The following is a 19,711-nucleotide window of genomic DNA, read 5'->3' as shown; positions in this document are numbered from 1 at the left end:
TCAGGACAGCGGTTTCTCGAAGGGGATCAGACCTTTGTCGCGGGCCTCAGCGCCGCGACTGTCTGTGATTTGAGAGAATCCGTTGGCTCGATACAGCGCGATGGCCTCGGGTTGCTTTGGGCCGGTAGTCAGGTAGAGCCGACGGTATCCGTGTTCACGCGCAGCGGCTTCCAGCTCGAATATGACTTTGCGCGCCAGCCCTTGGCGCCGGTATTTTTCCGACGTCCACATACGCTTCAGTTCCGCTGTTTCGCTGTCAAATCGCTGGAACCCTCCGCTCGCTACGGTCGTACCGTTTGGATCCACTAGCACCAGCATCCTTCCGTGCGGTGGTTCAAGACTCTTCGCAGGATGGCGTTTGAGATGGGCTAGCACCTCGGGGGTGGTAGAGCCTGGGTAACCGAGCCCGAGTAGCGTGTCTCCGTAGCGTTCCGAGTATTCCTTGGCCAGCGCTTCCAGAACAGGCTCAAACAATGGGTCGGTCTGGCTGACATATCGTGTTTCGACCCTGTCGGCAAGCCTGTCCTTCTCCGTGCCCTGTTCCGGCGTTCTCGGTCTCTCACCTGGTTCATTGGCCTCGTGCGGACCACTCCTGTCGAGCTCGGATACGATCTGCTCTTCTTTGTGCGTGACCCGTTCGAGGCCGCCCCGTATCTCGTGCGGGAATTCTTGGTGCATTTCGCGGACTCGCGGGGCTCCTCTGCCGACAAGCGCGTCGACGAGACGCTTGGTTGCCTGCAGCATTTTCGCGATTGCCTCGCCGCCGCCCAACCCGGTCATCGATGTTTCCCGTCGCCGTGACTGTCAGGCAGCCAGATCAAAGGTGGTGAAGTCGACCTCGGTGAGCGCCGGGTCGAACGGGTCGGGTTGGCGGGTGAGTTCGTCGGTGGCGTAGGCGCCGAAGCGGCTGATATGGGCACGCAGGTACGGCGACAGCGCCGCCAACTGGTCGGCGGTGATGGTCCAGCCCTCGGCGACCAGGCTGTGGACGACATCGGTGATATCCAGGGTGTTATGGAAGATGACCAGGTTGGCCAGCAGGGTGTTGAACTTGATCAGCTTCTCCGGGCGCAGCCATGGGCTCACATCCACCGCCAGCACGATCCGCCCCTCACTATCACGCGGCACCGGCAACCCCGCCACAGTCCGCCGCAGCCGAGCCGCATCGATCCGGCCGACGGACAACCCGTCGTACAACCCACCGTGACCACGGCGATGCTCGGCGGTCAGCGATAACCCGACCAGCGTCGGCACCGGCCCCTCGGCGCACAACACCGCATCACACAACTCGAACAACGCATCCGCCCGCACCGACAGGTCCCCGCCCACACCCACGCAACCGGCATCGTGCACACTGGTCAATTGAAGCCCTTGGTTATTGATTTTTCTTCTGTTGCGGGATGCATCATCAACCAATGGCTTCACCCATGATCAACCGGGGTGCAATCGACCCCGCTCAAACCTTAAATCTCAAGCTGAGAATGCCCCGGAGTGACCCGCTCCCAATAGATGTGACCAGTCGGAATTAGAGTCCCATTGGCCCTGGTGAGGGCCGGAAGGGACGATAGAGACCTGGATCACCACCCGCTCGCGACTGTGGGCCGACGGTCCTGTCGTCTACGAGGCCGCTTTCTCCACGATCCAGGCAGCACGTGGGCGCAAAGGGGGCCGAAAATCGGCCGAGGTGCGAAAAAGCCGTGTCGCCGACTGTGCCGCGATGATCACTGTGAGGGACGAATGAGCGAACCGATTCGTGGCCGGCGCACAGAGTCGGCGCGCGAACTGGCCGCCCGCCTGGGGGTCAGTCCGCGCACCATTCAGCGGACCGCGGCCGAAGCCGGGGAGGATTTCGAGGCCCGGGCCAACGACCGCCGCGAACGCATCATCGAGCTGGCTCTTGCTGGTATGACCTACGCCGAGATCGCTGCGGAGCTGAGGATCGCTCCGGCACTCGTTGCCACTCGGGTCGTCGAGGCCCGAGCCGCGGGAATCGACATTCCCCCACGCCGCCGCGGCCGCCGGCCGAAGAAGACAAGCGGCTAGCCACGGCCCTGTTCGCTCATCTCACCGCTCCGCCGTAGACAAGCCGTGGGATTCCGCAGCCGAACATCGGATGCAAAAGGATCCGGGACCCCGAGGTGTCACCAGGAGTTCGTTCCGGACCACCTCAGCACCATCACATCTCTTGCATTCTGTCCGTTCACTTCCGCATCCGCACGAACGCTGCGCCGCGGCGCCGGCACATTCCGGATGACGCCGAGGTCTGCCCGCGCCCCTCGAATCTCGCGCGCTGTACCGGTCATACCTCTCGCATCCGCGATAACTTTTCGATAACGGCGGACGTGTACCGGCTGCATATCTGCCGATCTGCCTCACTCGGGACATGCCCCGGCCCGGAAGTTAACGACCAGAATGCAAGAGATTTGTCGTGCCTGAAGTACTGCCTGCGGTAACTCCCGGAAATCCGCGACCCCATACGGGAAGTTGTAGGCGGGCAATACGCTCACGGCGTGAAACTCACCGGAGACCTGCTGGACTCGCGGGCGCGCTGATCACCGCGTGCGGCCTGCTGTTGCCTGGCAGCAGATGACGGGCCATTGTCGATAGCCGGCGTCGGCAGCTTGTGAAGTTCGGCGAAGACTTGAAGGCCAAGATCACCGGTCGGCGGTCGGTAACCGTTCCTGCCGCTGCGGCCACGGCTTCGGCCGGGGTACTCACGGCGACTGCGCGGGCCGAATATCCGGTCGATACGGCCGCACCCCTGGAAGATCAGGTCGCACGGGCTGATCGAGGTGACGAAGTATCTGCGGCGCGATGTCGAATCCACCCAGCGGAACATCGAAGAGGTCCGCGGCAATCCGGCCGTCACAGCGGACGACGTTGAGACCGCGATCGCCGAAGCATTGTCAGGCCTCGAGGACACCCGGAAAATCTCGGCGATTCGAGACCTCCGTTTCGCGCTGTTCGGCATCGGTGTCACCGCTGTCGGACTCTTCCTGGGTCTGTTCGGGTAGCCGCAGCTCTGCGGGATCCGGGGTGGCTTCGGTCGTGAATTCCGGCATCAGGTAATCGCGAATCTCGGCATCGGCCCGGGCAGCTACAGCTCGTCTTCTGATCGCGAAATTCGGCACCACTCGAGCGGGGCATCGACCGGGTGATGCCTGGTCGGTTTCGATTCTCATCGCCCGGGCATGAGAAGGACGAGAAGCCCGGTCGAGGGCTCGGTGTCAGTAGGATCCTCGGCAACGATAGGAGTTGCATGTCGGAGGTTTCGCAGCTGACGGCGGTTGATTCTGCGGGCGTGCTCTGGCCGGTCCTGCTTCGTCCGGGGGAGCTGTCGGTGACGCGGGTCGAATTGGTGGGTCAGGGCGTGTTCGGATCGGTCGATGACGACTACCTGAGCCGTCTGCTCGCGGTCCGCGAGTACCTGGAGGAGCGGGGGCAGCTGTTGTGTTGTCAGGGAGCTCGGCCGGATGTGTGGCCGTCGGGCATGTTGCGGCAGTTCGATAATGGTCGGCGGGCATACGTTCTCGGCCACGATCAGCGTGGTGACGAGCTCGAGACAGTGGACATCTTCGCGCCGGCGCCGGCCGAGATGGTCGTGAGCGTGGCTGAGCAGGGCAAGGCCGTCTTCGCGTTCTATGGTTTGCCCTGGCGGGGAGAGTAGCTGCTCGTCTGGACTGCCATGCTCGACGCTCCGATTGCCTGACGGTGATGTTCGGATTCGTGATCGTAAGAATCGCTCACTCGGCGGCGGTGTCGAATTCGCGATCAGCCGCCGCCGAGATTCACGATCAGAGCCACCGGGGAGTTGAGCACGGAGGAAAGCGCTGCCGCGTCGTAGTCCGGCGTATCGGGCCCAGCGATTTCGACCCCTCTCCTCCTCGGCGGCCGTTCATACCCCCGATCCGTGACTGTTCAAAAACATGTCGTTGAGCCTGGTTGTTCAACAACAGATGAACGCCCTTTTATGTACGATTGCCGAGTGACGAAGACCGATGCGCTCGAACCGCTTTCCCTCGACGGCGATGCCCTGGATCCGATCGGCGGGGGAGGGGCCTTGATCGGGTACGCCCGCGTCTCGACCCGCGACCAGACCCTCGATCGGCAGACCCGGGCCTTGAAGGCCGCCGGGTGCAAGAAGGTGTTCGCCGACAAGAAGTCCGGCAAGGATGTCGAGCGCGAACAGCTGTCGGCGTGCCTGGACTATATGCGCGTCGGCGACACCCTCGTCGTCGCCTCCCTGGACCGGCTCGGCCGCTCCCTGCAGGACCTGATCTCGATTGTGGCCGATCTCCGCCGCCGCGGTATCGGGTTCCGGTCGCTGCACGAATCCCTCGACACCACCACGCCGGGTGGGCGATTGGTGTTTCATGTGTTCGCCGCGCTGGCCGAGTTCATCCGCGAGCTGATCGTCGAGGGTACCCATGAAGGCCTGGCCGCGGCGCGGGCCCGCGGGCAGCGCCTCGGCCGGCCACCGGCCATGAGCGAGGAGCAGGTCCGGCAGGCCCGGGCGCTGCTGACCCGGCCGGATGAGTCGGTGTCCTCGATCGCGCGGCTGCTGGGGGTCTCGCGGACCACGTTGTACAAGTACGTGCCCGAACTGGGGCACGCTTCACCGATCCGGTGAAGGGCGCAGGCGACAGTGCCTGGGAGCTGATCGCGCGCCTGCGTGATGATCTGCGGGGGCTGCTTCGCCTGCGGTCCGAAGGTCACAGCGACTGGATACACCGTCGAGCCGATGGCGTCCGAGAAGCCGACCGTGTCACCGAGCGCGCCGCCGCGGAGGGAAGCGCTGGAGCCACCGGGCATGCGGATGAACTCACCGACAGCCCGGCTCTCACTGCCTCGCGGTCTGCGCGGACATCGCTCACCGACCTGTCGCATATGCCGCCGCTGGGAAACCTTTACGACGGCGCCCACCGCGGTGACCTCGACGACTACGACCTGACCGATATGCTGCGAGGGCTACAACGCCGATACGGCCCCTACCAGGTCGAAGACCTCAGCGCCTGGTATGAACGCCCGTGGGTTCGAGAGGACGGAAGCATCCACCCCGCGAACGTGGGATTCACCGCGGAGATCCGAACTCCCGACGGAAAAGACGCCGGATCGCTCATCTACAGCTTCACCCGCGACAGCCGGGGAGACCTGGTCGTCACCCACGACCTCACCGAACTCAAGGAAGGCTTCACCGGCAAAGGGTTCTCCACAGCGTTCGCCGCGTCCACCGAGGACTACTTCCGCCGATCAGGCGTCGACAGAATCGAGCTGACAGCGACCAACCTGCGGCAGGACGACTCGCTCGACGGCGCGGTCGCCTGGGCGAAAGCCGGCTACGACTGGAACACCGACCCCGAAAAGCTGGCGAAATCGGTCAACAACATGAAATCCCGCATCGATCTCCTGCTCGACGGAGAGGTCGGCGCCTTGAGCGACCGCGACATAGCCCTACTCGAAGATATGCGCACACGATTCGACCGCTCACCAGTGGAGTTCCCTTCACCCCAGGAGCTGGTCATGCTCTCCGGCGACAACACCAAACTCGGCGAAGCACTGATGAAAGGATCAACGTGGTACGGGATGAAGAAACTGTGACCCCCACCCCAGAAGAACGTGAGTTCATCCGGGCTCGCAGCAAGGCCACCTCCGACCACTTCATGCGTTTCGTCACCGAACGCGGCCTCGACACCGACCCCGACACCTGGCCCGAAGCCGACCGGCAAGAGTTCGACCGGCAAGCACGCCAACTCGCCGAAGAATGGAAAACCCGCGCCCGCGACACCTTCGGCCTGTAAACAGCCCTACACACCGCCTGGGCTTATGTCGATCCCTGCTGAACTTGCGTGCGTATAGCATCGCAAGAGCAAACTGTGAACCCGCCGCCGACCGGTTCAGGTCCGAGCGCAGGTGTCCGCTTTGCACGCGGGACTTCATAACCACGCTATGGAGGTGATCGTGTCGAACGTGGTGCCGACCGTGGTCGCGATCTACGACATCGGATTTCCGGAATCACGAAAAGTGGCCGAGTTCCGGTTGGCCGCCGACGGGGCGGTTGCGCTCACAGTCACCGATCCTGATGGTTGCCTCGTGGCCGAGCAATGGCACGAGCGAGGTATCAAGGTTTATAACCCACTCGGCCGGATCCGGCCGGCACAAGGCGCGCGGTTTCTTCGCGCCCTGCTGGACCTGCCTGCGATGAGCTACTACCGCGTCGTGGACGAGAGCCCACACCAGCCACCCGGCCTGCCACAACAACCACGACCATGAGAGGCAGCGTCACCCCAGTTCTCATCAACATCGCGGACCGGTTGACCGGCACGCTGGGCCGGGTTACCCGCTCGGTGTCGAGCACCTATCGCCGCACCAGCAGCACCGCGAGCGACGGTGCCCAAGTGCTGAAAAAGGCAAACGCGAGCGGTGCGCAACATCTGCTCGAAGAAACCCGTACAGTGCGCCAACCACATCCGTTGCGGGCGCAGAGACCAACACACAATACGAACTACCGCCCCAGCAATACCGAGTCGGCAATGGCAGCGCGACGGTTGAAAACGGATGTCGGGTTCACCGGGGATATGCGCGCGGCTGTCGGACGCAGTTCCACGAAAGTGTTCAAAATGCGATCCACCGACGGCGAGCTCAACATCTACAAACCCATCTACGGCGAGGATAACGAGGTCGGCCTCCCGTTCCTCCGCTTACCCGGTTCCCTGACCAGCAGGGAGATCGCCGCGTACCGGGTCGACGAGATCCTAGGATTCGGCCGTATTCCCCCAACCGCACGAACCGACGGCGTCATAGGCCCCAACGGGCGCCCCGCCGGCCCCGGCATGATCCAGCAATTCGTCGACTCCACACCATCCAGACCAGTCACCGACTACCCCGAGATCCAGCAACAACAAGTCGCCGTCCTCGACTACATCATCGGCTCGATGGACCGCCACCCCGGCAACTACCGCACCGTCGACCGCGGTGACCACCTCGACGTCGTCGCCATCGACCACGGCCGATCCTTCCCCATAGCCCACAAGCCCCTCGAGATCGAGATCGACTCCGACTTCGTCACCGCCCACAAAGGCCGACAACTCGATCCAGAAGTTCTGGACGCCCTACACAATGCCGATACCGACCGTTTACGTGCAGCACTCGAAGACGCGGGAAACATACATCCCAACTCCATCGACGGCGCATTGGCCCGACTCGAGAAAGTGCGAGAACTGGGCCGCATACCCGCCGACGTCAAAGTAAAGTTCTACCCCCCCTGACCATCTGGCCGGATATGGCGCGGGCCTCTGGGTCGCTACCGGGCCCTGACGGCCGCGGACCCTGCCCCTTGCCGAATTCGACTTCACCAGCATCTGGGTCGTGCACGCCCACCCACCCGGCCCAGCGTGCTCGTGCACGGTCGCCGCGGACCGGCCCACACCGAACGACGCGGGGTCGCGCTGCGACACAAGGAAGAGCTGCTGTTCGCGCCAGCACTCGACAGCATGCACGCCCCGACCGGACAGGCGGTCGCATAGATGGACCTCGGCTACGCCCGCGTCTCCACCACCCACCAAGGCCTCGAACGCCAACTCGTCGCACTCGCCGAACACGGGATCTCCGACGAGCGGATCTACGCCGACAAGAAGACCGGCGCCACCGTCGACCGGCCCGAGTTCACCATGATGCTGAAGTACGCCCGGGAGGGCGACACGATCGTGGCGACCAACCTCGACAGGCTCGGCCGCAACCTGCGTGAGTGCCTCGACCTCGTTCACGAACTGAGGGAGCGCGGTATCGGGGTGAAGACGCTGCGGGATCCCCTGCCGTTCGACACCACCGACACCTCGGGCATGGCCGAGATCGCCGTAGCGATGCCGGCGCTGTTCGCCCACATGGAGCGAGTTTTCATGCGGGAACGGGCCCGCTCACGCCCGTGAAGTCGCTGCCGCCCAGGGCAAGCAGCCCGGCCGGCCGCGCAAGCTCAGCCCCGCCAACTCGCCGCGGCACGGGCCGCGCTGCACGAGGAGCAGCCCGTCGAGCAGGTCGCCGAGGCCTTCCGAATCGGCACACCAGGGCTCGCGACGATGCATTCGCCACACGGATACGCCGCCGTCGAGCGTGATGTGTTCGACCATCGCGAACCCGAACCTCTGATAAAGCGGAAGGTTTCGTTCGGTCGAGGTATCGAGCCAACAGGCGTGCCCGGCTCCGTCCAGTTCGGTCAGGCCATGTTTCATCAGCGCCGTGCCGAGTCCGGTTCCCCTGGATTGTGACGTGGTACCGATGGTGGCCAGCAGCCATGCGCCGTCGGGCACCGGCAGCGTCGATATCCGTTCTTCGGCCGCCATCAGGCGATCGAGTCGGTCGCCGTGCAGTTCCGCGATTCTGGCCGACACCTCCGCGGTCGGTGCTGGGGTGTCGGGAGGGAGGAAGGCGATCACGCCGTGGCCGGTGGTGTCGATGTAGGCGCTCCCGTGCGGGATTGCCATGTGCTCGAGGTAGAGGCGCTGTAGCGAGGAGATGCGTGCGAGGTGAGGGCTTACCTGGCCCGCGCCGCGCGCCGTCACTCGATTGTCGAGGCGGCCGCCACGGTGGTGGCACGAGATGGACTGAGCGCGGTGACGGCGCGCGCTGTCGCGAGCGAACTCGGCGGCTCACAAGGACAGATACACCATCACTTCTCTTCGACCGATGATCTTGCGGCCGACGCGTGGCGGCAGTACGCGGCCCGCGAGGTAGAGGCCTACCGGCGCGCGGTCGTCGACCTCGACCCGCCCACCGCGCTGGCACTGTTCTTCGCCGACCTGATCGGCGGGAGCGGTGACGAGGGGCACGCGCTGGCGCGTTGGGCCGAGGCCGGTGCGCACGCTCAACTACGCGGCGCGGTCGCGATCAGCTATGTCGAAACCCTCGCTCAATTAACCGACGTCCTCACAGCCGTGCTGTCCGGCGCGCTCTCCGACGCGGCGGAGGCGCGAGCGGCCGCCGGTCGCCTCCTGATGCTCGGCGTCGGACTCGCCGGAATGACCCGGATCACCGACGACCCGCCAGTGGCAGTGCGGACGGTCATGCTCTCCGCGATTCGAGCCGAAATCCATTGACGGATGCCTTGGCCTCGATCCACCGAAGGAGTTGCTCAGTGGTCCGGACGCCGCAGGCGCGCGACACACTGGTTTTTGGGTAGCGGGTAGCTGCTGGTCTGCCCGGCCTTTCCACTGTTGCTCCTGGTCGTGGGGGTGTTTCGTGCACGACGCCATCGCCGCACTCGCCGCGCTACTGTCCGGCACGTTATGAGGCGATCAGTGCACCCGCCAGGGCCAGGATGGTCACCCAGAGGGTCGACCCGGCCGCCAGCACGAGTGGGCGGGCTCCGACTCGGGCCAGCGCCCGCAGCCGCACGCCCGTACCCAGCGCGAACATGGCAGCGGTGAGTAGCACCGTCTGCACCTCGCGTGCCACGTCGAGTGCCGTGGAAGGAATCACGCCGGTCGAGCGGACCGCCGCGCAGGCGAGGAATGCCAGCACGAACAACGGCACCAGCGGAGGCTTACGCACCGAGGCGGAGGACGCGTCGGTCTGCCCGCGCCGGATATTCCAGCTGATCGCCGCCAAGACCGGCGCGAGCAATACGACTCGGGTGAGTTTGACGACCACCGCGATAGTGAGCGCGGTACCGCCGAGCGCTCCGCCGACGGCTACCACCTGCGCGACTTCGTGGACTGCGGCGCCGGCCCACACACCGCTGGTCGCCTCGTCCAGTCCGAGGGCATGCGATGCGGCCGGGATGATAGCGATCAGCATCGTCCCGAACACCACGACCAAGGCCACCGAGGTCAGGACCTCTTCTTCGTCGGCGTCGACGACTCCGTCCACTGCGGCGACCGCGGCGGCGCCGCAGATCGAGAACCCGCAGGCGATCAACAGTCGCTGCGTCCACCCGATGCCGAGCAGCCGCCCGAACAGCATGGTGCCGGCGATTCCCGCGGCCACGATGACGAATACGAGAAGCAGAATCGCGGGCCCGAGTCCGAGGATGTCGGTAAACGTCACCTGCAAGCCCAGTAGCGCGACGCCGATCCGCAGCAGCCGCTTGGAACAGAACTGGAGTCCAGGCCGGATGCGCTGTGGAATATCGACGATATTCGCAGCGATCGCACCGACCAGGATGGCTGCCAGTAGTGGACTGAGAAAGGAAGTCCGCCGGGTGAGCAGCATGATGCCTGCAACCACGACGGCCGCGAGTATCAGGCCGGGCAGGTACTCGCTACTCCATCGTCGCGCTCGGCTCATGCGCGATCGGCGCATCGGTGCCGTCGGCGAGAGCGGTTCGCTCATCAGGTCGGACGTATTGGGCTGGGGCATGATCGCGGTGTCCGGTGCTTTCGGTCTCGGCAACCGTCCGACAGTGGCCGACGGTCGACAGGTATGACGGTTCGTGCGCCGGCGCACCGGAGTCGCTCGACTCCGATATGCCGGCCGACGATGCGGAACTACTTGGCCGGAGCCGGTGCCGGAACCTGGGCCGGGTCCTTGCAGTACGCCAGTTCCGGCGGGCATGGAGCGAGGATGGTGGAGAAGTACTGAATCGCGGAGAACAACGTGATCGGCCCGCCCGCCAGTACCACGCCGGCCATCGAGCCCACCGCGCCCAGCGTCGCCATGCCGAGTACGCAACCCGCGATCGTGGCACCCACGAACGGCAGCAAGAGGGCGATGAGCGGGCTGGAGATCGTGGCACCGATCGCCCCGCCCACCAGGCAGCCGACTCCGGCGCCGAGCACGGCACCGAGCACGGCGCTGACCGCTGCGCTGATGGCCGCACGCTGGGCGAAGACACCCAGTGCCTGGGCATCACGCGGTGTGAACGACTCGCCGATCTGCGCGGCGGCTTGTTCGACTGTGATGACCTCGGCCTGCGACGCGGGGACGACACGCTCGCCGCCATCCTTGGAAGGGGTGAGGGTTGCCGTCGTCCCGTCGATACGTGCGGCAATGGGATAGGCCATGGCGTCGATCTGGTAGCGCAACGGAATGGCGGCGATCGGCTGATCGGTGGCGTCGCGGATCAGCAGCTGGGAATCGAGCTGCTCGACCGTGCCGCCGTCGATACGCACCACGGCCGAGTCACCGTTCCTGGTTACCTCGTACCGCACCTCTGACGGCTGCGTGGGAGGCTGCGGAGCGGCGCCCGCTGTGGCGGCGGTAACGGCGACCGCCGCAGCGGCAATCACGGCGGTCGCCGCCGCTGACTTCATTCGCATAGTGGATCCTCATCTTCAGTGGTTGAGACCGAGACCGGACACTGGCAGTGACCTGTCCGGCCCGCCGGGGCACACTGCGCCCTGGGTTCCCGGTGCTCGATCAGCGACCGGAGACTGTGACCCCGCCGCCTGCCGAAGCGGCCTCGGTCCGTGTGACGAGTTCGCGTTTCAGGATCTTGCCGCTGGCGGTCATCGGCAGATCTGTGGTGAATTCGATGACGCGCGGGTATTTGTACGCAGCCAGCTGCTCCCGGCACCAGGCGATGAGATCGTCTGCGGTGACGGCGGTTTCGCGTTCCGGCACGACGTAGGCTTTGATCTCCTCGCCGTAATGCGAGTCGGGTATGCCGATGACCGCGGCCAGGGATACCGCGGGATGGGTGAGCAGGACTTCCTCGATCTCGCGGGGGTAGACGTTGAATCCGCCACGCACGATCATGTCCTTGGCTCGGTCGACGATGTAATAGAAGCCGTCGGCATCACGGCGCGCGAGATCGCCGGTGCGGAACCAGCCGTCGCGCGTAACCTCTGCGGTGGCGTCGGGGCGGTTGTGGTAGCCCTTCATGACGTTGTGCCCGCGCAGCGCGATCTCCCCGATCTCCCCGACGCCGGTGATGGTGTTCCACACCGGGTCGATCAGCCGGGCTTCGATGCCCCACACGGGGATTCCGATAGATCCGGGCCGGGGATCGCGGCCGGGGTCGGCGAACAGCGCCAGCGGAGAGGTTTCCGACAACCCGTACCCTTCGAGGATCTGAACCCCGAATCGCTGCGCGAACCGGGACAGCATCTCGACCGGAAGCGCGGCGCCGCCGGATACGGCCTTACGGAGTGTACCGGCGATCCGGTCGACGTCGACGCTGTCGTCGAGCGCGTTGAGCAATCCCCAATACATCGTCGGCACCCCTGCGAAGAACGTGACGCCCTCCTCCGAGAGGATTCGCAAGGCGGTGACGGCATCGAAGCGTGGTAGGAGCACCAGGGTGGCGCCGACCGACAGACCGGCATTCATGTTGATGGTCTGGCCGAACGAATGGAACAGCGGCAGGACCACCAGGTGGGTGTCGCGGCGTTCGGGCCGGTTGTCGAACAGCCGGTTCGCGGTCAGGGCGTTCATCACCATGTTGGCATGGGTGAGCTCGGCGCCCTTGGGGCGACCGGTGGTACCGCTGGTATAGAGGATGACCGCGGTGTCATCGGGACCGCGGGTGATGGTGTCGAAGGTGGCCGGCTCCTCCGCCATGGCCTGCGACAGGGTGTCGACCCCGTCGTACGACGCGCCGGCTCTGGGATCGGCGGTGATCAGCACCATGTTCCGGCAGCCCGGTACCTGCCGGAATCCCTTGTGTCCGTACTCGCCCATCGGAAGCTCGGGGCCGCCCTCGTAGCAGACGTAGACGCTCGCTCCGGAATCGGTGAGGTGGTAGGCGATTTCGCGTGGGCGCAACAGGATGTTGAGCGGGACGACGACCGCGCCTGCCTTGAGGATGCCGTAGTACACGATGACGAACTCCGGCAGATTCGGGCACGACAGCGCGACCTTGTCGCCGGGCCGCACTCCGCGCGTGACCAGTAGACGCGCTACCTGGTTGGCTCTGGCGTCGACTTCGGCGAAAGTCAGTCGCTGGGCGCCGAGCACGATCGCATCGTTGTCCGGGTGGCGGCGCGCCGAATCCTCCAGTAGAACAGCGAGATTGAGCACGAAATGACCTTTCGGGATTGTCCGGGCCGATATCGCATCGGCGTCGAGGGAATGCCGGGCCGGATCAGTCCGTCGTGATCAGCGGCGCGGCGGTGGCCGCCTGGATCTCGGCCGTGGTGACTCCGGGCGCGCATTCACGCAATGCCAACCCGGCGGGGGTGACGTCGATGACGGCCAGGTTGGTGATGATGCGCTGTACAACCCGCTCACCGGTCAGCGGGAGTGTGCAGCGGGACACGATCTTCGGCGCGCCGGACTTGTCGGTGTGCTCCATGAGAACGATCACCCGCCGGGCACCGTGTACCAGGTCCATCGCCCCGCCCATGCCTCTGACGAGGTGTCCCGGAACCATCCAGTTGGCCAGATCGCCGGTGGCCGATACCTGCATTCCACCGAGGACGGCGGTGTCGATGTGGCCGCCGCGGATCATGCCGAAGCTGCTCGCGGAGTCGAAGAAGGAGGCCCCGGCCTGCACGGTGACCGTTTCTTTGCCGGCATTGATCAGGTCGGCGTCGACCTCGGCTGCCGCCGGGTAGGGGCCGGTGCCGAGGATGCCGTTTTCCGAGTGCAGGGTGACGTGCACGCCGTCGGGCAGGTGGTTCGGAATGAGGGTCGGCAAGCCGATCCCGAGGTTCACGTACTCGCCGGGCCGTAGTTCACGTGCGGCGCGGGCGGCCATGGCGGTCCTGGACCACCCGAGAACCGTTGTGGCAGCGGTCATATCAGCTCTCCTGGGCGACGGTGCGTTTCTCGATGTGCTTGTTCTGCCGACCGGTGTGCACCAGGCGGTCGACGAAGATGCCCGGCAGGTGCACCGCGCCCGGGTCGATCTCCCCCGCGGGGACGAGTTCTTCCACCTGCGCGATACAGATGCGTCCGGCCGTGGCGACCGGCGGGTTGAAATTGCGGGCCGACTTGTCGAACACCAGATTGCCGTCGGTGTCGCCGACGAGGGCGTGCACCAGGGCGTAATCAGCGGTGATCGCCTCCTCGAGCACGTAGCGCCGGTCCCCCCACCGGCCGCCGAAGGTACGCACCTCTTTGGGCGGCGAGGCCACCGCGACCGAACCGTCGGGCGCGTACCGCCAGGGCAAGCCGCCTTCGGCGACGGGAGTGCCGACGCCGGCCGGGGTGAAGAACGCCGGGACCCCCGCTCCGCCCGCGCGCAGTTTCTCGGCGAGAGTCCCCTGCGGTGTCAGCTCGACTTCGATCTCACCGGCCAGGTACTGGCGGGCGAACTCCGCGTTCTCCCCCACGTACGAGGCGACGATTCGGCGAATTCGCTTGCCTCTCAGGAGGATGCCCAGTCCGATCCGATCGGTCCCGCAGTTGTTGGAGATGACCTCCAGGTCGGTGACATCGCGTTCGGCCAACGCCTCGATGAGCGCGTCGGGGATACCGCAGACTCCGAATCCACCCACAGCCAGGCTCGACCCGGAGGCCACATCGGCGACGGCGGCCGCGGCCGAGGAGACGACCTTGCTCACCGGGCCGCCTGCACGCCGGTCGCGGTGGCGGCGAGTAGTTCGTCCAGCAGCTCCTGCGCCCGGGGCCATTCGCCATAGCCGGAGGCCGGATTGAGGTGACCGACATCGCCGAGATCCACCAGGCGGCTGCCCCAGGCCTCGGCCATGCCCGCCACGCGCCGATACGCCGCGAGCGGGTCGGTGGTGGAGGCGGCCACGATGCTGGGGAAGGACAGTTGTCTGCGTGGAATCGGCAGCCAGCCACCCGCCGCCAGTTCTTCCGGTGTCGGATACCCGCTCGGCATCGGTGTTTCCACATCCGCCGGGGTTGCCAGCAACGCCGCACGCACCGGTCGCGGGTGGTGCTGCGCCCAGTGCACGGTGATCATGACGCCGGCGCTGTGCGCGACCAGGACCACCGGACCCTCGACGTCCGCGACGACAGCATCGAGTGCGGCGATGCGGGCGGCGAGGCTGAGCTTGTTGCGCTCGAGCGGCGGGACCGTGCGGACCTTGTCCAGGCGTTCGGCAAGCAGGGTTTGCCAGTGCTCGGCTACGTGGTCGCGCAGCCCCGGCACGATCACGATGGTGGGGTCGGCGGTGTCAGGCATGGTTTTCCCTTTCGAGTTCAGTGCGCGGGTCCGGTGCGACGGCGGCGAGTTTGCGCAGGCCGGCGGGGTAGATGCGTCTGCCGAGCACCAGTGCCGCGATAGCGGCCAGGTAGGTCAGCGGCGCCAGCCGCAGTGCGGATCCCAATCCGATGTGATCGGCGAGGACGCCGACGACGAACGGACCGAGGGCGAGCCCGAGCAGGCTGTTGGCCAGCGTCAAGGTGCCGAACGCGGAGGCGCGTACCGATGCATGGGTCAGGTTGGCGACCATGGCCGCGGTAGGACCGGACGAGCCGCCGGAGAAGAAGGCGCCGATGCCGATCAGCAGTAGCTGCAGCGGGCCGGTGCCGAGACTGAAGCCGGCCCCCAGGCACACAAGTGAGATACAGCAGAAAGTGATCGCCGCGGTCCATTTCCGCGACATGTCGGCGCGGCCGACGCGGTCGGTGATCATGCCGCAGCTCACCATCCCCGTGCCGACCAGCAGCACGAACACCGAGGCGACCGCGCCCGCCCGGTCCGGGGCCAGGTCGTAGTTGCGGTGGAAGAAGCTCGGCATCCACGACAGCAGCACCGCGGCGGTGAAGATCTGCAAGCCACTGCCCACGTAGGCGCACACCACCGCGGGGTTGGTGAACAGCGTCGACACCGGCGCGCGGAACCCCTCGATGTGTGGCCCCGGTTCCGTGTGCTGGTCGGCGGCGTTCCTGGCAAGCTTCGCCTCGGTCACGACCATGCTGAACAGAGCCGCCAGCAGCAGGCCGAAGATGGCCATGGCGGCGAACGACCAGCGCCATCCGAGGTGGACGGCGATGACACCACCCAGGCCGACGCCGAGTACGGAGCCGAACGAACCGCCGGCCATGAACGCGCCGCTCAGCGCGGCATGCATCCGGGGGGCGAACACGCTGATCACCACGGCGATCCCGACGCTGCCGTAGGCCGCCTCGCCGACGCCGACGAGAAAGCGGGCGGCCAGCATCTGCTCGTAATTCGCCGCCAGGGCGCACAGCAGCGTCGCGGCACTCCACAGCACTGCCATCAGCACCAGGCTGCGCACTCTGCCCCACTTGTCGGCCAGTACCGACAGCGGCAGGGTGAGAATACCGACCATCAGCGCGACCACGCTGGTGAGCGACGCCAACTGCGAATCGGTCAGCGTCCATTCAGTTTTCAAAAAAGGGAAGACCGCGCTCAGCACCTGCCTCGACATGTAGTCGGCCAGCAGCAGACCGAACGCCAGCAGGAAAACGACCCACGGGTAACGCGGGCGGCGGGGGTTTCGGTCCGCCTCGACCGGGGCGGCGACCACATGGTCGTCCGCCCCGCCGACGGTAGTGTGCAACTCCATTGGTGCTCCTACAAATCCGGTGCGCCGAGACGGTGTGCGACGCACCGGAGCCGATGAGTTCGGAGACGTTGCCCTCTCGGCTACGTCAGGACGTGGGCGGGGAAAGGTCCTTCCCCGGCCCATTGGCGCCTGTCTCAGGCGTGCTGGGTGAAGCCGACCTGGCCGGGCTTGCGGTTGGGTGCGTAGCCGAGCTTGGCGAGGGTCTCATCGACGCTCGAGTACTGCTCGCCGATCCGGTAGATGTCGCGCGCCTCCTTGCCGTCCGCGACACCGCGGCCCAGCTCCTCGGCGATCCGCACCAGCTGCTTCACCTGGTCCGCCGACTTCATCTTCTCGCCCTTGCGGCCCCAGAGGGTGTCCTCATTGCCGCAGCGGGCGTGCAGACCGAACGCGATCGCCATCGCGTTCACCGGAAGCACGCTGCGCATCAACGTCTCCAAGGTCAGGCACGCACCGTCGGGCACCCGCTGGATGAAGTTCATGATGTTGTAGGGATTGGGGCCGTCGAACCCGCCGCCGATACCCACCCAGGTCAGGTTGAGCGGACCCGAGTACTTGCCGCGGCGGATCAGCCGCTCGACCGTCTCGAGCTGCGGGATGCTGGAGAGCTGGAAGTGCGGCTGGATGCCGTTGGCGGTCAGGCGCCGCAGGTGTTCCTCGACCCACGCCGGGCCGGCGGGCACGGTCATTTCGCGGTAGGTCTCGTAGAGGTCGGGGCGCTGGATCGACGTTCCGGCGATATCGTCTTCGGTCATCAGCTCGACGATGTTCATCTGGCTGGTGTTGATCGCGATGGTCACCTGGTCCGGCTTCGGGTCCAGTTCGGCGAGCATGTGCCGGGTGTCGTCGGACAGCCACTTCGCGTCGGCGCCTTCGCCTTCGGGGGCGAACGAGATCGACCCACCGACCTGCAGGATCATGTCCGGCACTGCCTCGCGCAACCCGACGAGCAGCTCGTTGAACTTCGACAGCCGCTTGGAGCCCTTGCCGTCGAGCTCGCGAACGTGGATGTGCAGCACGGAGGCGCCCGCCTCGTAGCAGTCCACCGCGGCCTGGACATGCTCGTCCATGGTCAGGGGCAGGTCCTCACGGAAATCGTCCAATTCCCATTCCGGGCCGTAGGGGGCTGCGGTGATGACCAGCTTCTCCTGGTTCTCCGGGAAAAGCGCGTCGTCGTGGAAATGCATGAAATGCTCCGTTCTGAATCCGAGGAAAGGGTTGGTCGAACTGCTGTCAGAAGGTCGCGTCGCCGACGATCCCGGCGCGCTCCATCTTTCGCACCCCGGGCCAGTAGTCCTGAACCGCGTAATGCTGGGTGGACCGGTTGTCCCAGATCGCGAAGCTGTTCTCCGTCCACCGCCAGCGCACCTGGTATTCGGGAATGGTGGCCTGCCGCATCAGGTAGTGCAGCAACTCGGCGGCCCCGGGCGCGTAGTCCGCGCCGAATCGCACGTTCTCCGGCGTGTGGTAATTGACCAGGTGGGTGGTGAACGAATTGACGAACAGAATGCGCTCGCCCGTTTCGGGATGGGTGCGCACCACCGGATGCTCGGCGTCGGGATAACGCCGCGCGAGATCGTGGCGCTTGTCGTCCGGCATCGCCGCGCCGAAACTGGCCTCGATGCTGTGGCGAGCGCGCAGGCCCTCGATCCGCTCCTTGACCCGCTCGGGCAGGCGCCGATACGCCTCGACCATGTTCACCCAGATGGTGTCGCCGCCGACCGGCGGAGCTTCCACACAGCGCAGAATCGAACCCATCGGCGGGTTCGCCCGCCAGGTGGCGTCACAGTGGAAGGCGTTCTCGTAATGCTCAGGGGGGCTGTCGAGGTCCTTGTAGATGCGCACGAGTCCGGGGTTGTCCGGGTCGCTCCCCAGGACCGGGTGGTCTTCCAGCGGACCGAATCGCTGTGCCAGCGCGACGTGATCGGCGCGACTGATGTCCTGGTCGCGCACGAACAGCACCTTGTACTCGAGCAGCAGGGCGCGTAACTCGGCGAAAAGCGCGTCGTCATGGGCAATCTGCGCGAGGTCGACATCGACCAGCTCCGCACCGATCGAACAGGTGAGTGGCGTGGCGGTGATCGCGCCGCGCGTCACCGAACCATGGGATGGTGCAAAGGTTGTCATCGTTGTCCTTCCAGGTGTGGAGCCGGTGTCAGACGGTGAAGACCGAGGAACCGACGCTGCGACCCGATTCCATGTCGCGGTGGGCCTGGATCGCATCGGACAGCTTGTAGCGCTGGTTGATCTCGATCCGGATGCGACCGGCCCCGACATGCGAGAAGAGCTCGCCGGCCAGCTCGGCTCGCTCCGCGGGATCAGCGATGTAGTCGGCGAGCGCGGGGCGGGTGACGAACAGCGAGCCTTTGACCGCCAGTTGCATCGCATTGATGGGCGGAGTCGGCCCGGAGGCGGTGCCGAAGCACACCAGCAGCCCGCGCCGCGACAGCGAATCCAACGACGTGTCGAAGGTGGTCTTTCCGATGCTGTCGTAGACCACCGGCACGCCCGCGCCACCGGTGAGCTCACGCACTCGGGCAGCGACGTCCTCGCGGGTGTAGATCACCACGTGATCGCAACCGTTGGCGCGGGCGATCTCGGCCTTCTCCTCGCTGGAGACGGTACCGATCACGGTGATACCCAACAGCTTTGCCCACTGCACGAATATCGACCCGACCCCACCGGCCGCGGCGTGGAGCAGGACTGTATCCCCCTCGCGCAACGGATGGATGCGGCGCAACAGGTAGGCCGTGGTCAATCCACGCATCGTCATCGACGCCGCGGTGTCGAATCCGATCCCGTCCGGCAATGCGATCAGATGCTCGGCAGACATCACCCGTTCGGTGCTGTACGCCCCCAGCGGGCTACCGGTATAGGTCACCCGATCTCCCGCATCGAACCCCTCGACACCCGGGCCTACCGCCTCGATCACACCGGCCGCCTCGACACCCATACCTGCTGGTAGCGCGGCCGGGTACAGGCCGGAGCGGAAGTAGGTATCGGCGAAATTCAGTCCTACCGCCTCATGCCGCACCCGCACTTCACCGGGCCCCGGCTCGCCCACCTCGACATCCTCCCAGCGCAGCACCTCGGGGCCACCGGTCTCGTAGAAGCGAACAGCTTGTGCCACAACAGATCTCCTCTTCGGTCGACCGCACTCACCGGTGCGATCGGCAGTCGTGTCCGACGAATGGGTGTCCGGACAGTCGCCGCGTGCCGCGGCGTCACAGTGCGGACCATCCGATCGCGTGCTGTCAGTGGAGGGCCGCGCCGGGTGCGCTCACCGATCACGACTTCCCGACCACTGATCACCATCGCTGTGATGGGACCCA

At 65.8% G+C, this 19,711-nt stretch carries 24 protein-coding genes; 9 read left to right on the top strand and 15 right to left on the bottom strand.

Annotated features, from left to right (window positions below; all coding sequences use genetic code 11):
- Together ACLML9_RS00420 and ACLML9_RS00415 are read right to left on the bottom strand one after the other, a co-directional pair.
- Entirely contained in the window at window positions 1–780 is a 780-nt protein-coding gene (locus tag ACLML9_RS00420) for a GNAT family N-acetyltransferase (protein ID WP_411943565.1), read from the bottom strand.
- 24 nt (window positions 781–804) lie between these two features.
- Complete coding sequence (locus ACLML9_RS00415) at window positions 805–1,353, bottom strand: transposase (RefSeq protein ID WP_411943605.1); 549 nt, start codon at window positions 1,351–1,353, stop codon at window positions 805–807.
- A gap of 384 nt (window positions 1,354–1,737) precedes the next feature.
- Between ACLML9_RS00415 and ACLML9_RS00410 the strand changes: the two genes are divergently transcribed.
- A complete protein-coding gene (locus tag ACLML9_RS00410; protein ID WP_411943564.1) occupies window positions 1,738–2,043 on the top strand; it encodes a helix-turn-helix domain-containing protein in 306 nt (101 codons plus the stop codon).
- Window positions 2,044–2,503: 460 nt separating this feature from the next.
- Here the strand turns inward: ACLML9_RS00410 and ACLML9_RS00405 are convergent, their stop codons facing one another.
- Window positions 2,504–2,869, bottom strand: a complete 366-nt coding sequence (locus ACLML9_RS00405) for a hypothetical protein (protein WP_411943563.1) — start codon at window positions 2,867–2,869, stop codon at window positions 2,504–2,506.
- A gap of 37 nt (window positions 2,870–2,906) precedes the next feature.
- Window positions 2,907–3,062, bottom strand: a complete 156-nt coding sequence (locus ACLML9_RS00400) for a hypothetical protein (protein ID WP_411943562.1) — start codon at window positions 3,060–3,062, stop codon at window positions 2,907–2,909.
- Between the two features lie 197 nt (window positions 3,063–3,259).
- On the opposite strand from ACLML9_RS00400, the gene ACLML9_RS00395 reads away from it, so the two are divergent.
- The 7 genes from ACLML9_RS00395 (at window position 3,260) to ACLML9_RS00365 (ending at window position 7,925) form a co-directional block, all read left to right on the top strand.
- Window positions 3,260–3,667, top strand: coding sequence for a hypothetical protein (locus ACLML9_RS00395; protein WP_411943561.1), 408 nt, complete (start codon window positions 3,260–3,262; stop codon window positions 3,665–3,667).
- Between the two features lie 375 nt (window positions 3,668–4,042).
- Window positions 4,043–4,630, top strand: a complete 588-nt coding sequence (locus ACLML9_RS00390) for a recombinase family protein (RefSeq protein WP_411943604.1) — start codon at window positions 4,043–4,045, stop codon at window positions 4,628–4,630.
- Window positions 4,627–5,598: a hypothetical protein gene (locus tag ACLML9_RS00385; protein WP_411943560.1), complete on the top strand. Its 972-nt coding sequence runs from the start codon at window positions 4,627–4,629 to the stop codon at window positions 5,596–5,598. The genes ACLML9_RS00390 and ACLML9_RS00385 overlap by 4 nt, the downstream gene beginning before the upstream one ends.
- On the top strand, window positions 5,595–5,798 hold the full coding sequence (locus tag ACLML9_RS00380; RefSeq protein ID WP_411943559.1) for a hypothetical protein: 204 nt from the start codon (window positions 5,595–5,597) through the stop codon (window positions 5,796–5,798). Before ACLML9_RS00385 ends, ACLML9_RS00380 begins: the two co-directional genes overlap by 4 nt.
- Window positions 5,799–5,946: 148 nt before the next feature.
- A complete protein-coding gene (locus tag ACLML9_RS00375) occupies window positions 5,947–6,270 on the top strand; it encodes a hypothetical protein (protein WP_411943558.1) in 324 nt (107 codons plus the stop codon).
- Window positions 6,267–7,265, top strand: a complete 999-nt coding sequence (locus tag ACLML9_RS00370) for a hypothetical protein (protein WP_411943557.1) — start codon at window positions 6,267–6,269, stop codon at window positions 7,263–7,265. The genes ACLML9_RS00375 and ACLML9_RS00370 overlap by 4 nt, the downstream gene beginning before the upstream one ends.
- Window positions 7,266–7,523: 258 nt before the next feature.
- A complete protein-coding gene (locus ACLML9_RS00365; protein WP_411943556.1) occupies window positions 7,524–7,925 on the top strand; it encodes a recombinase family protein in 402 nt (133 codons plus the stop codon).
- Here ACLML9_RS00365 and ACLML9_RS00360 read toward each other — a convergent pair.
- Entirely contained in the window at window positions 7,914–8,477 is a 564-nt protein-coding gene (locus ACLML9_RS00360; protein ID WP_411943555.1) for a GNAT family N-acetyltransferase, read from the bottom strand. The genes ACLML9_RS00365 and ACLML9_RS00360 overlap by 12 nt on opposite strands.
- 42 nt (window positions 8,478–8,519) lie before the next feature.
- Here ACLML9_RS00360 and ACLML9_RS00355 point away from each other — a divergent pair, with 42 nt between their 5' ends.
- Window positions 8,520–9,089: a TetR/AcrR family transcriptional regulator gene (locus ACLML9_RS00355; RefSeq protein ID WP_411943554.1), complete on the top strand. Its 570-nt coding sequence runs from the start codon at window positions 8,520–8,522 to the stop codon at window positions 9,087–9,089.
- 187 nt (window positions 9,090–9,276) lie between these two features.
- Here the strand turns inward: ACLML9_RS00355 and ACLML9_RS00350 are convergent, their stop codons facing one another.
- The 10 genes from ACLML9_RS00350 to ACLML9_RS00305 all read right to left on the bottom strand — a co-directional run bounded on the left by ACLML9_RS00350 (window position 9,277) and on the right by ACLML9_RS00305 (window position 19,509).
- A complete protein-coding gene (locus tag ACLML9_RS00350; RefSeq protein ID WP_411943603.1) occupies window positions 9,277–10,293 on the bottom strand; it encodes a YeiH family protein in 1,017 nt (338 codons plus the stop codon).
- Window positions 10,294–10,478: 185 nt separating this feature from the next.
- Window positions 10,479–11,141, bottom strand: a complete 663-nt coding sequence (locus tag ACLML9_RS00345) for a hypothetical protein (RefSeq protein WP_411943553.1) — start codon at window positions 11,139–11,141, stop codon at window positions 10,479–10,481.
- A 208-nt stretch (window positions 11,142–11,349) separates the two neighbouring features.
- Complete coding sequence (locus ACLML9_RS00340) at window positions 11,350–12,951, bottom strand: long-chain-fatty-acid--CoA ligase (RefSeq protein ID WP_411943552.1); 1,602 nt, start codon at window positions 12,949–12,951, stop codon at window positions 11,350–11,352.
- A 64-nt stretch (window positions 12,952–13,015) separates the two neighbouring features.
- A complete protein-coding gene (locus ACLML9_RS00335; RefSeq protein ID WP_411943551.1) occupies window positions 13,016–13,672 on the bottom strand; it encodes a 3-oxoacid CoA-transferase subunit B in 657 nt (218 codons plus the stop codon).
- 1 nt (window position 13,673) lies between these two features.
- The gene (locus ACLML9_RS00330; RefSeq protein WP_411943550.1) at window positions 13,674–14,438 is read right to left on the bottom strand and encodes a CoA transferase subunit A; all 765 of its coding nucleotides are present in this window, start codon (window positions 14,436–14,438) and stop codon (window positions 13,674–13,676) included.
- Window positions 14,435–15,028, bottom strand: a complete 594-nt coding sequence (locus tag ACLML9_RS00325; protein ID WP_411943549.1) for an RBBP9/YdeN family alpha/beta hydrolase — start codon at window positions 15,026–15,028, stop codon at window positions 14,435–14,437. Before ACLML9_RS00325 ends, ACLML9_RS00330 begins: the two co-directional genes overlap by 4 nt.
- Entirely contained in the window at window positions 15,021–16,379 is a 1,359-nt protein-coding gene (locus ACLML9_RS00320) for an MFS transporter (protein WP_411943548.1), read from the bottom strand. Before ACLML9_RS00320 ends, ACLML9_RS00325 begins: the two co-directional genes overlap by 8 nt.
- A 134-nt stretch (window positions 16,380–16,513) precedes the next feature.
- The gene (locus ACLML9_RS00315; RefSeq protein ID WP_411943547.1) at window positions 16,514–17,566 is read right to left on the bottom strand and encodes a 3-keto-5-aminohexanoate cleavage protein; all 1,053 of its coding nucleotides are present in this window, start codon (window positions 17,564–17,566) and stop codon (window positions 16,514–16,516) included.
- Between the two features lie 46 nt (window positions 17,567–17,612).
- Window positions 17,613–18,506, bottom strand: a complete 894-nt coding sequence (locus ACLML9_RS00310) for a TauD/TfdA dioxygenase family protein (protein WP_411943546.1) — start codon at window positions 18,504–18,506, stop codon at window positions 17,613–17,615.
- A 28-nt stretch (window positions 18,507–18,534) separates the two neighbouring features.
- Window positions 18,535–19,509, bottom strand: a complete 975-nt coding sequence (locus tag ACLML9_RS00305) for a quinone oxidoreductase family protein (protein ID WP_411943545.1) — start codon at window positions 19,507–19,509, stop codon at window positions 18,535–18,537.
- Window positions 19,510–19,711: the final 202 nt, after the last annotated feature.

This window comes from Nocardia sp. NPDC002869 (assembly GCF_046764065.1).
In the GTDB taxonomy this organism is placed as follows: domain Bacteria; phylum Actinomycetota; class Actinomycetes; order Mycobacteriales; family Mycobacteriaceae; genus Nocardia; species Nocardia rhamnosiphila.
This window is presented reverse-complemented; position numbering and strand designations above follow the sequence as displayed.

Bases quoted from the DNA above. Each gene is read 5' to 3' on its own strand.
- ACLML9_RS00420 (WP_411943565.1), bottom strand. From the start codon at position 780: ATGACCGGGTTGGGCGGCGGCGAGGCAATCGCGAAAATGCTGCAGGCA.
- ACLML9_RS00410 (WP_411943564.1), top strand. From the start codon at position 1,738: ATGAGCGAACCGATTCGTGGCCGGCGCACAGAGTCGGCGCGCGAACTG.
- ACLML9_RS00400 (WP_411943562.1), bottom strand. From the start codon at position 3,062: ATGCCGGAATTCACGACCGAAGCCACCCCGGATCCCGCAGAGCTGCGG.
- ACLML9_RS00395 (WP_411943561.1), top strand. From the start codon at position 3,260: ATGTCGGAGGTTTCGCAGCTGACGGCGGTTGATTCTGCGGGCGTGCTC.
- ACLML9_RS00375 (WP_411943558.1), top strand. From the start codon at position 5,947: ATGGAGGTGATCGTGTCGAACGTGGTGCCGACCGTGGTCGCGATCTAC.
- ACLML9_RS00370 (WP_411943557.1), top strand. From the start codon at position 6,267: ATGAGAGGCAGCGTCACCCCAGTTCTCATCAACATCGCGGACCGGTTG.
- ACLML9_RS00365 (WP_411943556.1), top strand. From the start codon at position 7,524: ATGGACCTCGGCTACGCCCGCGTCTCCACCACCCACCAAGGCCTCGAA.
- ACLML9_RS00360 (WP_411943555.1), bottom strand. From the start codon at position 8,477: ATGGCAATCCCGCACGGGAGCGCCTACATCGACACCACCGGCCACGGC.
- ACLML9_RS00350 (WP_411943603.1), bottom strand. From the start codon at position 10,293: ATGCGCCGATCGCGCATGAGCCGAGCGCGACGATGGAGTAGCGAGTAC.
- ACLML9_RS00335 (WP_411943551.1), bottom strand. From the start codon at position 13,672: ATGACCGCTGCCACAACGGTTCTCGGGTGGTCCAGGACCGCCATGGCC.
- ACLML9_RS00325 (WP_411943549.1), bottom strand. From the start codon at position 15,028: ATGCCTGACACCGCCGACCCCACCATCGTGATCGTGCCGGGGCTGCGC.
- ACLML9_RS00320 (WP_411943548.1), bottom strand. From the start codon at position 16,379: ATGGAGTTGCACACTACCGTCGGCGGGGCGGACGACCATGTGGTCGCC.
- ACLML9_RS00315 (WP_411943547.1), bottom strand. From the start codon at position 17,566: ATGCATTTCCACGACGACGCGCTTTTCCCGGAGAACCAGGAGAAGCTG.
- ACLML9_RS00310 (WP_411943546.1), bottom strand. From the start codon at position 18,506: ATGACAACCTTTGCACCATCCCATGGTTCGGTGACGCGCGGCGCGATC.